General features: G+C 60.8%; 11 protein-coding genes and 1 pseudogene. 8 read left to right on the forward strand and 4 right to left on the reverse strand.

The window, feature by feature from the left end:
* Nucleotides 1-137 precede the first annotated feature (137 nt).
* The 7 genes from ABMA59_RS34205 to fabI all read left to right on the forward strand — a co-directional run bounded on the left by ABMA59_RS34205 (nucleotide 138) and on the right by fabI (nucleotide 8,922).
* Complete coding sequence (locus ABMA59_RS34205; RefSeq protein WP_349009840.1) at nucleotides 138-848, forward strand: GntR family transcriptional regulator; 711 nt, start codon at nucleotides 138-140, stop codon at nucleotides 846-848.
* Between the two features lie 52 nt (nucleotides 849-900).
* Entirely contained in the window at nucleotides 901-2,061 is a 1,161-nt protein-coding gene (locus tag ABMA59_RS34210; protein WP_349009829.1) for a mandelate racemase/muconate lactonizing enzyme family protein, read from the forward strand.
* 83 nt (nucleotides 2,062-2,144) lie between these two features.
* Nucleotides 2,145-3,350 (forward strand): mandelate racemase/muconate lactonizing enzyme family protein, encoded by a 1,206-nt coding sequence (locus tag ABMA59_RS34215; protein WP_349009830.1) that lies wholly within the window; start codon nucleotides 2,145-2,147, stop codon nucleotides 3,348-3,350.
* 440 nt (nucleotides 3,351-3,790) lie between these two features.
* A complete protein-coding gene (locus tag ABMA59_RS34220) occupies nucleotides 3,791-5,962 on the forward strand; it encodes a DUF3141 domain-containing protein (protein WP_349009831.1) in 2,172 nt (723 codons plus the stop codon).
* A 28-nt stretch (nucleotides 5,963-5,990) separates the two neighbouring features.
* Nucleotides 5,991-6,944 (forward strand): phosphate acetyltransferase, encoded by a 954-nt coding sequence (locus ABMA59_RS34225; RefSeq protein WP_349009832.1) that lies wholly within the window; start codon nucleotides 5,991-5,993, stop codon nucleotides 6,942-6,944.
* 1 nt (nucleotide 6,945) lies between these two features.
* Nucleotides 6,946-8,121, forward strand: a complete 1,176-nt coding sequence (locus ABMA59_RS34230; protein ID WP_349009833.1) for an acetate/propionate family kinase — start codon at nucleotides 6,946-6,948, stop codon at nucleotides 8,119-8,121.
* A 15-nt stretch (nucleotides 8,122-8,136) separates the two neighbouring features.
* The gene (fabI, locus tag ABMA59_RS34235; protein ID WP_349009834.1) at nucleotides 8,137-8,922 is read left to right on the forward strand and encodes an enoyl-ACP reductase FabI; all 786 of its coding nucleotides are present in this window, start codon (nucleotides 8,137-8,139) and stop codon (nucleotides 8,920-8,922) included.
* A gap of 306 nt (nucleotides 8,923-9,228) precedes the next feature.
* Here the strand turns inward: fabI and ABMA59_RS34240 are convergent, their stop codons facing one another.
* From ABMA59_RS34240 to kdpF, 4 genes are all read right to left on the reverse strand, one after another.
* Nucleotides 9,229-9,732 carry an RES family NAD+ phosphorylase gene (locus tag ABMA59_RS34240; RefSeq protein WP_349009835.1) on the reverse strand — a complete coding sequence of 168 codons (504 nt, stop codon included), beginning with the start codon at nucleotides 9,730-9,732 and terminating at the stop codon, nucleotides 9,229-9,231.
* Nucleotides 9,733-10,156: 424 nt separating this feature from the next.
* Entirely contained in the window at nucleotides 10,157-10,849 is a 693-nt protein-coding gene (locus tag ABMA59_RS34245) for a response regulator transcription factor (RefSeq protein ID WP_349009836.1), read from the reverse strand.
* Nucleotides 10,849-13,548: a DUF4118 domain-containing protein gene (locus tag ABMA59_RS34250; protein WP_349009837.1), complete on the reverse strand. Its 2,700-nt coding sequence runs from the start codon at nucleotides 13,546-13,548 to the stop codon at nucleotides 10,849-10,851. The genes ABMA59_RS34245 and ABMA59_RS34250 overlap by 1 nt, the downstream gene beginning before the upstream one ends.
* 144 nt (nucleotides 13,549-13,692) lie before the next feature.
* Nucleotides 13,693-13,782, reverse strand: a complete 90-nt coding sequence (gene kdpF / locus ABMA59_RS34255) for a K(+)-transporting ATPase subunit F (RefSeq protein ID WP_349009838.1) — start codon at nucleotides 13,780-13,782, stop codon at nucleotides 13,693-13,695.
* Nucleotides 13,783-14,118: 336 nt separating this feature from the next.
* Between kdpF and ABMA59_RS34260 the strand changes: the two are divergent.
* Nucleotides 14,119-14,933: pseudogene (locus ABMA59_RS34260) on the forward strand (IS3 family transposase); the annotation flags it as partial.
* Nucleotides 14,934-15,127 lie beyond the last annotated feature (194 nt).

The raw sequence follows: 15,127 nt of genomic DNA on the forward strand, positions 1-15,127 counted from the left end.
CTGTTTTCCGTCGGGCAGCGTACACGCTCCCAGAATTGGGATAGCGTGTCAATTCGAAAGAATCGTGTACTATCTGGCTGGCGCCGAGCATAATATCTGCAAGGATACGGAGGTTGCGGGTGAATGGGGATTTGAAAGTGGGCGAGGCAAGCGATTTCAAGGCAAAACCGCCCGCTGGAATTGATGTCATCGACACGTTCGCCGAGGGCGGCTCCGTCTATCATCTCATTCGCGAGGACATCATCGAGGGACGGCTCGAACCCAATGAGCGTCTCGTCGCAGCCGACCTTGCCCGGCGTCATGGCACATCAACGAACCCCGTCCGCGAGGCGCTCCAACTCCTCCGGGGGGAAGGCTTCGTCACCTTCGCGCTCAACCGCGGAGCGCGGGTGCGCCCGATAGACCAGGACTTCGTCCGGGACATTTCCGAGATCGGCGTGCTAATCGAACCGGCCCTGACGCGCTGGTTCGTCGGCATGGCGACGGAAGCCGACATCGCTGAACTCGAGCGTATCCAGGGCCTGATCGAGGAAAACAATTTCGCCGATCAGCAAAAGCATAGCGAACTCGACACGGCGTTCCATACGGTCATGTACCAGCGTCACTACAACCGCCACGTTGCCGCCTTGTGGTGGAAGCACCGCGAGGTGCTGCGCGCCGTCAGCAGGCGCTTCAATTTCACCCTGGCTCGCCGTGCCGCGATCATGAAGGAGCACCGCGAGCTTATCGCGCATGTGAAGGCCGGCGAAGCCGACAAGGCGGCCGAACTGGTTGCCCGCCATGTCGAAGGTTCTGGCCGGCATATTCTCGAACAGATGCGCGCACTCTACGCCGCTCGGGCCGGATAGAACGAAGTTCCCTGATACCGGCTTGCTTGTTTCGCAGTAAGGACAGGAACAGATGAAGATAACAAGCATTCGCCCATGGCTGATCGAGTCTCGCGCTTCCTATTGGGGGGAATTCCTGTTCATCGAAGTAACGACCGACGAGGGGGTCAGCGGTTGGGGAGAGATCACCACCACAACCAAACTCGCCAACCGGGCGCTTTGCGCAATTCTACGGCAGATCGGCATGGCGATCGTGGGAGAGGACCCCGTGCGCATCGAGTATCTCTGGCACAAGATTTTCCGCAGCTTCACCTACATGGGCAGCCGTGGTGCCGCGGTCGAATGTGTGAGCGCTATCGACATCGCGCTTTGGGACATAAGGGGCAAAGTCCTCGGTAAGCCGATATACGAGTTGCTCGGCGGACCGGTGCGCGACGAGATCGCCCTTTATACGCACCCCGACCAGCGGAAGTTTACCAGCAAGGAATCTGTGGTTCGGGAGATCATGGACATCGTCGAGTCCGGACACACCGCGCTCAAATTCGACCCCTTCCCTCAACAGGGTCCGCATGTGAATAGTCAGGCCCGCGAGCAGCGCAACGGCTATCTCGACGGGTCCATGACGCGCAGGGACGAGCGCGAGGCGGCCGAACTCACCGCGCTGATCCGCGCGACGACAGGCCCGGACATCGAAATCCTCATCGACGCGCACGGTCGCTTCGACGTTCCGACCGCGATCCGGCTCTGCCGCTCGCTCGAGGAAGCAGGGCAGATCGACTGGTTCGAGGAACCTGTGCCGCCGGAGAGTCTCAACGCGCTCAAGCAGGTCCGGGACAAGGTCAGCGCCCCGATCTCCTGGGGCGAGCGTGGCCACACGAAATGGGACTTTGTACCGGTCCTTGAGAACAAACTGGCTGACTACATCATGCCCGACGTCACCTGGACCGGCGGCATTACTGAGCTGAAGAAGATCTCGGCCCTATGCGAGGCATATTACATTCCGGTGTCGCCCCACGATGCTGCGGGCCCTATCAACATCGTCGCCGGGGCGCAGGTGATGATGACTGTGCCAAACTTCTACAAGCTCGAGACGTCGGAATGGGACCTCCGCAAATACGATATGCTCATCGATATACCGCTCGACAATTCGAATGGCAGCCTCAAGCTCAACAAGACTCCCGGGCTTGGAATAGAGTTGAACCGTGACTTCCTGGAAGCGAACCAGGTAGGATAGTCCAGCACACGACGCTCCGCCCCGGGGCTATGGTAGCGATTTCCCTCCTACGCGGGATCCCTCAAAGGCCGAAAGTCCAGACCATGAAGATCGTCGACCTCCGTTGCGCCGTCATTGGCCGCCATCCGATCGTCCGCATCGTGACGGACGAGAACATCCACGGCCTCGGCGAGGTGGAATTCACCAAGCCCTACCTGAAGCCATGGGTGCTGCACTTTCGCGACGCACTTATTGGCGAGGACCCCACTGACGTCGAGCGCTGCATGCTGAAGATTCGCCAGCGCGGCAGCTTCAAGCCTTATGGCGCTGCGGTTAGTGCGATTGAACACTGTTTGTGGGATATCGCCGGCAAAGCATTGAACGTTCCGGCTTACAAGCTGCTCGGCGGCAAGGTTCGCGATCAGGTTCGCTGCTACAACGGCAACAGGCGTCGTAAGCGCACGGGAGACCGGCCCGAAGACTATGCGGCCGACGTCAAATGGATGATGGAACAGCCCGAGGGCTTCTTCATGGTCAAGCAGGGCATCACCTTCCATTCGAATATGAAGGATACGGTTGTCGACTTTCACTATGGCGTCGTACAGAAGAAGGCGGGCTACCACGGCGCGATGGACCAGGGCCAGATCAGCGAACGCGGGATGGCCCACGCGATCGACTGCGTCGCGGCCATGAAGGAAGTGCTCGGCGACAAGGTCAGCCTCGCGCTCGATTGCGGTCCCGGCTGGTTCCTGCCCGATGCGATCCGCTTCGCCAATGCGGTCGAGAAGTACAATCCGATGTGGCTTGAGGACATGCTTACCGGCGACTACGTACCTTGGATCAACCCGCAGGCCTATCGCGAACTGACGCGGTCGACGACGGTGCCAATCCACACCGGCGAGCAGATTTATCTGCGCCACAACTTCAAGGAGTTGATCGAGACGCAGGCGGTCCGGATCGTCGGCCCCGATCCGGCCGACATCGGCGGTATCGCAGAGCTCAAATGGGTCGCCGAGCACGCCTACATGCATTCGATCATGATGGCGCCGCACGGTACCGCAAACGGCCTTCTCGGTCTCGGGGCGCTGATCAACGTGTGTGCCGCTCTACCGGCCAACTTCATTGCATTCGAATACCCCACCGCTTCGGAGCCTTGGTGGGAGGATATCGTGATCGGACTGCCGGAACAGATCGTGCGGGATTCGATGATTGAGTTGCTGCCCGGCCCGGGACTCGGCCTCGACATCGATCCTGATGGTGCACGCACATATCTTGCGGAAGAAGACAAAGGATTCTTCGACCGCGTCTAGGGGTACTAGGATGCTTCGTCGTCGGTGTTTTGACGGTCACGTCTGCGTCTGCCGGAAGTGCGTTTCCTGCGCTTTCACAGGTCGATTGCCTTCCTGCCGGATTCCGCCTGCCGCAATGGGACTACGCGGTATCTCAAACAAGGCATCGACCAGAAATGATCGATCACGTTCGCTACTTCAATAAGCATGGCGACGACATACCGGATATCACGGTGGGCGGGCAGGACGGCCGGCCGCTCGCGGAAAACCTCCGCGGGCAGTGACCACCTGTGAGCCGCGTTGCAAAAGGTAATACGGTAATTTACGCCTTCTCTTGTGCACTGCGGTAGACTGCCACAAAGCTGTCATCTATTGCCGTCCAATGTGGCTGACGATGCATGCTGATCGCTACGGTTCGCCGCAATCGCTCGGCACCGGTTGACGTTCGTATGGAGGGTTTGATGGACTCCGACGCCTTTTCCTATGCCTTTGACGCTTGGCAGCGCTCCGTCCTTTTCCTCGAAACGATGCAGAAGCGAGCCGTCCAGTATGGCGAGCAGGCCGCGAAGACCGCGCCTCACGTGTTGGACTACGATGCCGAGCTGATTGCCGACGGACGAAGCTTGCCGCGGCGGGTCAATTATGCGCTTGTCCGCATCGTGCCGCCCGCCGGTATTTCGATCGATCCGCGCAAGCGTCCATTCCTGGTCGTCGACCCAAGGGCCGGTCACGGGCCGGGCATTGGCGGATTCAAGGCGGACAGCGAGATCGGCGTCGCCATGAAGGCCGGGCACGCCTGCTATTTCATCGGTTTCCTGCCGGAGCCGCAGCCCGGGCAGACGATCGAGGACATCGCAACGGCCGAAGCCGTGTTTCTCGAGACGGTGATTGCGCGGCACCCGGAAGCGGACGGCAAGCCCTGCGTCATCGGCAACTGCCAGGCGGGATGGGCGGTGATGATCCTTGCCGCGCTTCGGCCGGAACTGTTCGGACCGATCATCATTGCCGGCACGCCGCTGTCCTACTGGGCCGGCGTCAGGGGCCAATACCCGATGCGCTATACGGGCGGACTGCTCGGCGGAAGCTGGCTGACAGCGCTAGCGGGCGATCTCGGCGCGGGCAAGTTCGACGGGGCCTGGCTTGTCCAGAATTTCGAGAACCAGAATCCGGCGAATACGCTGTGGAGCAAGCAGTACAATCTCTATTCCAAGATCGATACCGAGGCAGAACGCTACCTCGCTTTCGAGCGCTGGTGGGGCGGGCATGTGACGCTGAACGCGCAGGAGATGCAGTTCATCGTCGACGAACTGTTCGTGGGCAACAGGCTAGCCGCAGGCGAAATCAGGACCTCGAACGGAACGGCGGTCGATCTGCGCAACATCCGCTCTCCCATCCTCGTCTTCTGCTCCAAGGGCGACAACATCACGCCGCCGCAGCAGGCGCTCGACTGGATTCTCGACCTGTACGACGATATCGACGAAATCCGCGCGCATGGGCAGACCATCGTCTATTGCGTTCACGAGAAGGTCGGCCATCTCGGCATCTTCGTGTCGGCCGGTGTTGCCCGGAAGGAGCATGACGAATTCGCTTCCAACATCGATTTCATCGACCTCTTGCCGCCGGGTCTTTACGAGGCGGTGCTGGAGCCGAAAGGCGCGGCAATCGACAACCCTGACCTGGTGACCGGCGAATGGGTGATGCGTTGCGAGGCCCGCACCTTGGACGACATCCTGGCGCTGGGTGGCAATTCGATCGAGGATGAACGCCGCTTTGCAACCGCCGCGCGTCTCTCGGAGATCAATCTTTCGACCTATCGGGCACTGGCTCAGCCATGGGTGAGGGCAGTCGTGTCGCCGGTCATCGCCGAGACGATGCAGCGCTTGCATCCGCTGCGGCTTCAGTACGAGATCTTCGGGCCGGAAAATCCCTGGATGTCCTGGGTCACGTCCGCCGCCGAGCGTGTTCGCGCCGAACGCCGGCCGGCTTCGCCCGACAATCTGTTTCTCTCGATGCAAAAGCAGATGTCCAAGCAGATAGTCGAAGGCTTCGAGGCCTGCCGCAAGACGGCCGAGAAATACGCGGAAGAGACTTTTCACGCCATTTACGGCATGCCGGTTCTGCAGGCGGCGATGGGCTTGAGCGCGGATGATGACAAGCGCCCCCGCAAGGCCGCCAAAAGCTTGCTGCATGAAGCACTGGTCGAGGCGCGTATTGCCGAACTGCGAGCCGGAATGACCCGTGGCGGCACTGCCGAGGGTCTTGCCCGTGCGCTGCTTTATGTTCGCGCAGCCAGCGGTACCGCCGACGAGCGCGGGCTGGAGGTGATCCGGCGGATTCGGGCCACCGATCCGGCCGCCCGCGAGATGACGCTCGAGCAATTCAAGGCACTGATACGCGAACAGTATTTCCTGCTGCTCATCGACGAGGAGGCAGCGCTTGCCGCGATCCCGCAATTGTTGCCCGATGATCCTCAGGAAAGGAGCGCCTGCTTTGGCAAGTTGCTCGACGTGTTGGAGGCCCGGGGTCAGTTGACACCGCAGGAGACTGAAAGGCTGTCGCGATTGAGCGCTCTGCTGGACGATGAAGGCCAACGGACCGGCGCGATCGTTCCGATCGGGCGCAAGGCGTCCTAGCGGTTACCGGGAGAGGATGGTTTTCACAATGTTGAAGATCGCAGAGGCCACCGAGTTGTCCAAATACGATCGGCTGATCGCAGCCGCGCAGCGCGAGACGCCGGCCACGACGATCGTGGTGCATCCTTGCGACGAAACCTCGCTCACGGGTGCGATCGAAGCAGCCAAGGAGCGACTGATCGTACCCGTCCTGGTCGGGCCGCAGGCCAGGATTCGCGCCGTAGCCGCGGAGCATCAAGTCGACATCGGCGCTTGCGAGATCGTCGACACGCCGCATAGCCACGCTTCCGCAGCGCGCGCCGTTGAAATGGTCCGCGCGGGCCGGGGCGAACTGTTGATGAAAGGCAGCTTGCATACCGACGAGCTGATGCGCGAGGTCGCCTCGTCGTCCACGGGCCTGCGCACGGAGCGACGCATCAGCCACGTCTTCATCATGGATGTTCCGGGCCACGCGGAAACGCTGTTCATAACGGACGCCGCCATCAACATTGCGCCCGATCTCGATGCCAAGCGGGATATCGTCCAGAACGCGATCGACCTGTTCGTTGGCATCGGTCTGGGCGAGCCGAGGGTCGCCATCCTTTCCGCGGTCGAGACGGTCACCACCAAGATCCCCACGACCATCGAGGCGGCCGCGCTCTGCAAGATGGCCGAGCGCGGACAGATCACAGGCGGCCTGCTGGAAGGGCCACTGGCCTTCGACAACGCCGTCGACCCGGAAGCTGCGCGGATTAAGGGGATAAACTCTCCGGTCGCCGGAAAGGCCCAAATCCTCGTCGTTCCCGACCTGGAAGCGGGCAACATGCTGGCAAAGAACCTCACATTCCTGTCCAGGGCCGATGCCGCGGGCATCGTGCTTGGGGCGCGCGTGCCGATCATCCTCACCTCCCGGGCGGATTCGGTGAGGACGCGGCTGGCGTCCTGCGCCGTCGCGGCTCTTTATGCCGCAGCGAGGCGTCGGGCCGCGCAGGTTGCAGCCTGAAATGGACGCGATCCTCGTCGTCAACGCCGGTTCGTCGAGCCTGAAGTTCCAGATATTCGAGGTCATCGACGGGAAACCAGACGGCCGCGTTCGCGGCAATCTCGATGGCATAGGTGTTCGCCCGCGCCTGCGCGCAACATCGAAGGAAGGCGTGCTTGTCGATCGCGAGTATCAGCCGTCGGAGGTCGCCGATCTTCCGGCCGCCGTCGGCAAGACGCGCGAATGGCTGGCGAGCCTCGACGGTATCGACTTGCGGGCGATTGGCCATCGTGTGGTGCATGGCGGCCCGAACTACGACCGGCCGATCCTCATCGACGCTGCCGTGCTCGATCGCCTCGCCGAATACCAGGAATTGGCGCCGCTGCATCAGCCGAACAATCTCGCGCCGATCCGCCTGGTCATGGATATCGACCCGACCATCCCGCAGGTCGCGTGCTTCGACACGGCCTTCCATCGTGGCCGGCCCGAAACGGCCGATTGCTACGCGCTGCCGCGATCCTTGTACCAGGATGGCGTGCGCCGCTACGGCTTTCACGGGCTATCCTACGAATACATCGCCGAGCGACTGGCCGAGATTGCGCCTACCAAGGACAAGCTGATCGTCGCCCATCTCGGCAGCGGCGCGTCGATGTGCGCGATCGTTGGTGGACGCAGCGTCGAGAGCACCATGGGTTTCACGGCGCTCGACGGCCTGCCGATGGGGACCCGTCCGGGCCAGCTCGACCCCGGAGTCGTTCTTTATCTCTTCCAGAAGGGCATGAGCCAGCAGGCGGTCTCGGACCTTCTCTATCGCGAATCCGGGCTGAGGGGCCTGTCAGGAATTTCGAACGACGTGCGCGATCTTCTGGCGAGCACCGATCCGGGGGCCAAGTTGGCCATCGCTCATTTCATCCATCGCTGCGGCTTGAGTGCGGGTCTTCTCGCGGCCGCTCTTGGCGGCCTCGACGCCTTCGTCTTCACAGCAGGGATCGGCGAAAATTCGCCGGCCATCCGCGCTCTCCTCGCTGAAAAGCTCAACTGGCTTGGCGCGGAACTTGACCACGCGGCCAACGAGGCGGGCGCAACGGTGATCTCCACAGCGGCGAGCCGGATAGAGCTTCTGGTCATTCCGACCAATGAAGAACTGATGATAGCGCGGCAAACGCTGGCGATCGTCGGTCGCGAAAAGACATCCTGAACAACGGAGACCGCGATGTCCCTTCCGTCCGTGAAGGCTAAACTCCTCGAAGGCCGCAGAGGCCTGATCGTCGGCGTCGCCAACGACCAGTCCATCGCCTGGGGCTGCGCCCGCGCGTTCCGGGCATTCGGAGCCGAACTCGCGATCACCTATCTCAACGAAAAGGCGAAACGATTTGTCGAGCCGCTGGCGCAGCATGTGGATGCTAGCATATTCATGCCGCTTGACGTCTCAGCGCCGGGACAACTCGAGGCCGTCTTTGAGCGTATTGAGGCAGAGTGGGGTTCACTCGATTTCGTCATCCACTCCATAGCGTTTTCGCCCCGAGAAACCTTGGCCGGGCGGGTCGTCGACGCTCCTCGCGACGGCTTTTTGACCACCATGGATATTTCCTGTTGGTCCTTCATCCGCATGGCCCATCTGGCTGAACCGTTGATGAAGAAAGGCGGCTCGCTCTTCACCATGACCTATTACGGGTCGCAAAAGGTGGTCGAGAATTACAACATCATGGGCGTTGCGAAGGCCGCCCTCGAAAGTGCCGTTCGCTACATGGCGGCTGAAATGGGACCGAAGGGAATTCGCGTCCACGCCATCTCGCCGGGACCGCTCGCGACGCGCGCCGCCTCAGGCATTCCCGAGTTCGACGAGCTTCTTGCGAAGGCGGAGCGAAAGTCTCCTGCTCGGGAGCTTGTGAGCATCGACGATGTCGGTATTGCAACCGCGTTTCTCGCTCACGATGCAGCCCGACTAATAACCGGGCAGACCCTGTACATCGATGGGGGATATCATGCCGTCGACTAAGGCGCAGATAAAGGCTTTGTCGCCAACGCTGTGTCAACAACATTGGTGTCATGAACGCCTCTCCGTTTCTGACGGTTCGTCATGTTTTCAGGCCGTCATTTTGAGCGTTCGGTGATCCTGCTGCGTGATTTCGGGGCGCTCGAGCATGCCGGGTTGCTGCAAGAGGAAAGGTTGTTGGCCGGCCACATTCCAGCCGGGTTGCGTAACGGCGCGGGGCGAGAACGGTGCCGCTGAGGACCAGGAGAGTCGTTAGCGAGGTGTTGTCGCATTGCGACAACAGGCAGTCACCCACGACCAGGACGACTGTTATGCGGCAGGCGGTGATCGGGTCATGAAGCGCGACATGATCACCGTCGACAAGATTATAGCTGGAACGATCAACAAATTCGTTCGGCCGACATGACGTAGCGACGGTACCAGGATGCCGCGAAGCCCAGCCGTGATGATTGGTTGCGCGAGCTTCCACGATGGCGGATTTTCCAGTCGATGCAAGCGATCTGGCGTCAGGCACAATCCTATCCGTGCCAAACGCCGCCCCCAGATTTTAGGTCGAATCCCGGGCGAAAGGTCGGCCACCTCGGCAAGGAGACTGTACGCGGCAAGCGTTGCTGGCGGGACGATGCTGACGCGCTGCTTGTATTCCTCCAACTCCGTAGGCGGCGCGCGGGACAGGTAAGGCGCTTCGACACCGGTCCGATTGAAGCGCCGGCCGTCGATCGCTACTCCCACGCCCCTGGTGGGCAGGAAAGCGCACTTCGGTATCAGATAGCGATGGAAGATCCCGTCTGTATCGACGCGGGTGATCCTCACCCATGCGCTCCGTTCTCGATATCTCGGATGAAGGCCAGAACCGCCTCGACGCGGCCGTCCGCGACGTGTTCGGCAACTGTGCGATGGCTATGGTCGGCTATCGGTTATTGCGGAACCAGTAGATGATGCAGACGATGCCGCTTGCCACCCGGCGGTCATCAATACGCCGCACACCAGGCGACAACGGGAAGAACAGCAATATGCGACCTCGGCGCACCGAGTTGCCGAAGCTGAATGCACCGCTACAATTGCCCTCACGACAGCCTAAATCTAAACCAGCTATCAGTCGTCTCGGATTGTCCGCGGACAATCTGCTGAGGCACCACAGATAGAGCGGCAACTGAGAAGCCAAGGATACTTCTCTGACGGCGCTGAGCTTCCGTCACGCCACGCTGCACTGCCAACACGCTCCGCCGGGTTCGGTTCAGTCGGCATCGCGCAACCGGTAGCCAACGCCGGTCTCGGTGGTGATGTATTGAGGCTCGCCGGAGGCTCTCTCGATCTTCTGGCGCAACTGGCGCACGTAGACGCGAAGGTATTGGATATCCGTCGAGCCACCCCAGACCTTGTCGAGCAGGTGCCGGTGCGTGATCACCTTGCCGGCGTGCTGCACAAGGATGCGAAGGATGTCGTATTCCTTGGGTGAGAGCTTCACCTCCCTATCCGCCACCCTGACGATCCGTTTCACCAGATCGACGGACAGGTTTCCCGTTTGAAAGATTGGACGCTCGCCCTGCTGCTGGAGTCCGTGGCGCAGAGCGACCCGGATACGTGCCACCAACTCCTTGGTCCCGAACGGCTTGGTGACGTAGTCATCTGCGCCGAGTTCCAGCGCCTTGACGATGCCGGCCTCATCCGTTCGGCTTGAAAGGATGATGATCGGCAGTTCAAGCAAGTCGCTGCGCCACTTGTGGAGAAGGTCGTGGCCCTGCATGTCCGGGAGGCCGAGATCGAGCAGGACGAGGTCCGGTCCATCGTTCTTGATCCGCTCCATGGCCTGCGCCGCAGTGGATGCTTCGACGATCTCATACCCTTCCGCCGAAAGCCCGACTCTTAGAAGTTTGCGGATCGGCGGCTCATCATCCACGACCAGCACTTTTACCATAGAATTCGACATCACAATTCATCCAGGTTCGACGTTTCGGATGAACTCCGCATCCGGATCGTGAAGACGGCGCCACTCCGGTCAGTCCGGTTGCCGGCCTTGATTGTGCCTCGCATCGCTTCCACGAAGCCCCTACAGATTGACAGGCCGAGGCCGGTTCCGGCGCGCACGTGATCCGTCTTTCGAACGCGATGAAAGGAGTCGAAAATCTTCTCCAGATCCGATGGGGGAATGCCGGGACCCTCATCCAGCACTTGAAGGACGACGAACTCGCCGTCCTGCCAGGCCCGCAGTGAGATCAGGGTGCCGGCCGGCGCATATTTGGCGGCATTGTCGAGCAGGTTGAACAGGACCTGCTCGAACAAGACAGCGTCGAGCCGAAGCATCGGCAGATCGCGCGGAATTTTGACAGACGTCGTGTGTTCCGACAATATCTTCGAAGCCCGACGCAGGGCCGACTCGACTGTATCGTCAAGGTACTGCGCCGATATGCTGGGTTCGGTCGCGCCCGATTCGATACGCGTCATATCGAGAAGGTTGGCAATGAAGCGGTTGAGCCGCTCCGATTCTTCCACGATCGTTCCAAGCAACTCGTCGCGATCCATTTCGGGCACGGATTGCGAATAATCGCGCAGCGTTCCAGCAGCGCCCATGATAGCAGCGAGCGGCGTTTTGAGATCGTGTGAAATCGAGGTGAGCAGCGCGGAGCGGAGCTTGTCGGCTTCGGCGGCTCTTTTCGCCTGGTCGACGTCGGCGACAAGCTGAATCCGCTCGATAGCCACGGCCGCCTGGTCGGCAAGCGCGTCGAACAGCCGTTGTTGCTCGGGCGTCAGCAACGGGCCTTCCCTGTCATTATCCAGCCCGACGACGCCGACAGGTGTATTTCCCGTTATCAATGGAAGATAGAGCCGTCGTGCGCCGGGAAGCGTGTCCGCGCTACGACCCGCCGGCCGGTTGTGCTCCCATGCCCAGCGGGCGGCCGCAATATCGGCGTCAACCAGCGTGTCGTCGGGAGGGTATCCTGCCTTGACCGCCACAGTGCCGTTGTCAGGCAGCAAGATGACGACGCGTACCTTGAGCATCGACGCGATCTGGTGGGCTGTGGCCCAGAGCACGTCGTCCAGCGTTCCGGCGCCTGCAAGCTTTTTCGAGAAAAGATAGAGGTCTTCGGTAGTCCTGGCGCGTTGTCGAGCCGCAGCTGCCTGTCTGTGAACGCGCGCCGTGAGATTGCTGGTGATGGCGGCAGCTCCCAGAAAGAAGAAGAACGCGACTAGGCTTTCCGGGTCTTGAATCAGTAAAGTGTACCGCGGGTCGAGAAAGAAGAAATTGAAGACCAGGGCCGCGACGACGGAACCAAAGAGGGCTGGCCGGAGTCCTGCGGTCGCCGCAGATGCAAGAACTGCCATCAAGAAGGTCAATGCGATGTTCTGCACACCCAGCACGCGCGAAAGCAGCTGACCGAAGACGAATGCGACGCCCACATAAAGCAGGCTAAGCATATAAGGCTGAAAGCTAAACCTGCGCGACGCCGCTGTTGCAGCCCGTCGCGGGTGCGCTTCCTCGACCTCTCTCCCGGAGATAATGTGGATGCTGAGATCGCCCGCGTGGCGGATCAACTCGTGAGCAACCGAACCATGCAGAATTTCGCGCCAACGCGACTTTTCCGACCGGCCGGCAATCAGATGCGTGAAGTTGTTGGCTGTTGCATAACCCAGGATCTCCCTGACGACGTTCTCGCCGGGTAAGGTGATAGCCTCGCCGCCCAGTTGCTCCGCAAGCCTCAGCGCGTCAGCGATCCGGTCTTTCTGCGCGTCGGTCAGATTGAGCGCCCTCGGCGGCTCGACATAAAGTGCCGTCCAAGGTGCGCGCAGCCTATCGGCATGCCGACGGGCATATCGCACCAGGGCGGAACTGCGCGGGTTCTGGTCGATGCAGACCAAAACCCGCTCGCCGGCAGCCCAAGGTCCGCGAATTGCGTGTGCCTGCATGTGGCTGAGAAGTTGCTCGTCAACCCTTTGTGCCGTGCGGCGCAGGGCGAGTTCGCGCAGCGCTGTAAGATTGCCTGGCGAAAAGTAGTTCTTGATCGCCCGCTTGGCCGTCTTGGGCAGGTAGACCTTGCCCTCGTTCAGACGCTTGATCAAATCGTCCGGAGTCAGATCGATGATCTCGACATCGTCGGCCCGGTCAATGACGGAATCGGGCACTGTCTCGCGGACGCGGATGCGCGTGATCTGTGCGACAACGTCGTTCAAGCTTTCTATGTGCTGGACGTTGAGTGTCGTGTAGACGTCGATGCCGCGGTCGAGCAGTTCGAGGACATCGAGATATCGCTTGGGGTGACGACTACCCGGCGCATTGGTGTGGGCAAGTTCGTCCACTAGGACGAGTTGTGACCTACGGGCAAGAACCGCGTCGAGATCCATCTCGTCGAGATGCTGCCCCTTGTAGGCGACCTTCGCGCGAGGAATAACCTCGAAGCCGTCGACCAAGGCTTCGGTTTCCTTACGACCGTGTGTTTCCACCAGACCGACCACGACGTCCACTCTCTCGGACTTACGGGAGCGGCCGGACATCAGCATCTCGTAAGTCTTGCCGACCCCCGGAGCCGCACCCATGAATATCTTTAAGCGTCCGCGCGATTCCTGCCCCGCCTTTGCAAGCAAAGCTTCCGGCGACGGTCGAGCGTCCGCTGAAAGGTCGTCTAGGGTCATGATCACTTGCTATAACATGATTGGCGGCGATCCGGTTTTTCGGCCGCCGCCAGCTTTATCTGACAGAGTGTCGAGCGCCAGATTGAGCCTAAGCACGTCGCCAAGAATCGCCGCCGCCTCTTTCATCGGCAAAGACGGTTCGGCTCAGAAGCGCTCGGGGCGCAGCAGCGCGTAGATGAGGTAGACGGTGACGCACAGCGTCACCGCTCCACCCAGAACATAGTCGAGCACCATTTCACACCTCGTTTTTCCAGGAGACGCCACTAGCGACGTTTCCCACAATGATTTTGCTCACTTGCCGACCTATTCCCGCATGCCCTGCCTTGACGCGGGCAGGCGGCGGACGAACGCCGCCGAATAGCAAAGTTGGCCGGAATATGGCTCCGAACCGCATAAAGGTTCGAGAGAGCCCGACAGCCCAAGAAATAAAAAACTCATATACGCGCTACGGTTTGGCGGTGGTGAAATGGCCTGCTGCCGGTTTCGTGGACACAGAGATAAGGTGTTTGACGGAACTGGAGAGTGGGAATGCAACGAAGGAAATTCAATCGCGAGGTGAAGCTTTAGGCGGTGAGATTGGTCAAGGATCGGGGCGTTGCGGTGGCCCAGGCTGGCCGCGACCTTAATGTTCACGCAAATGTGCTGCGCAAATGGGCGCGCGCTCTATCGGCCGATCGGCAGCATGCGTTTCCCGGTCATGGGCAGATGAAGCCGGAGCAGCAGGAGATTGACCGACTGCGCAAGGAAGTGGCGAAGCTGCAGGCGGAGCGCGACATCCAAAAAAGGCCGCGGCGTACTTCGCTAGGGAAGTGACATGAGGTTCGCTTTCATCGCGAGGCACCGGAACATCAGGCCTGTGGCGTGGCTGTGCGATGCTCCCATGCCTGGCTTAATCGCAGTCCCAGCGCTCGTTCCGGCACGACGAGATTCTCGTTGCCGAGATCGACCGAAGCTTCGTGCTGGCGGAGTCTCTTGCGGCCTTCGTCGCATCGAGCGCTCATGCGGGAGAATGGGCTACGTGCCCGGCCGCGCCGCCATGGGTTGGCGAAAGATACTGGCGAGCGCTCGGCAGTGTCGGACAACCTCCTTGAGCGTGCCTTCAAGGCTTCGGCCCCGAACCAGAAGTGGATTGCCGATTTTACCTACATCTTGACCGCCGAAGGATGTCTCTACGTTGCCGCCGTCGTCGACCTGTTCTCACGGCGTGTCGTCGGTGGGGCGGAGAAGGCCGAGATGACGGCGCAGCTCGTCACCGACGCCTTGATCATGGGGATCTGGAGGAGAGGCAAGCCCGGCAGCCTACTGCGATGGAGAGCTTCTTCTCGTCGCTCAAGACCGAGCGCACAGCGCGCAAGGTCTACAGGACGCGGGATGACGCTAGGGCGTATGCATCCGGTGAAGACCGCAGACGTGCGGATCCGGCGGCCATGCGCACCGCGGTTCTTAGATCAAGCTTTCGATGGTGAGACGCGATGATATTCATCGAGGAGGAGCTTGACCTCCTTGATGCCTTCATCGGTGAACGCCAAGATCCCGTCGTCATCGTTGGCGCCGTAGACCCAGATGACGCCGTCCTCGG

The sequence above is a fragment of the Mesorhizobium yinganensis genome (assembly GCF_040081985.1).
GTDB lineage: Bacteria > Pseudomonadota > Alphaproteobacteria > Rhizobiales > Rhizobiaceae > Kumtagia > Kumtagia yinganensis.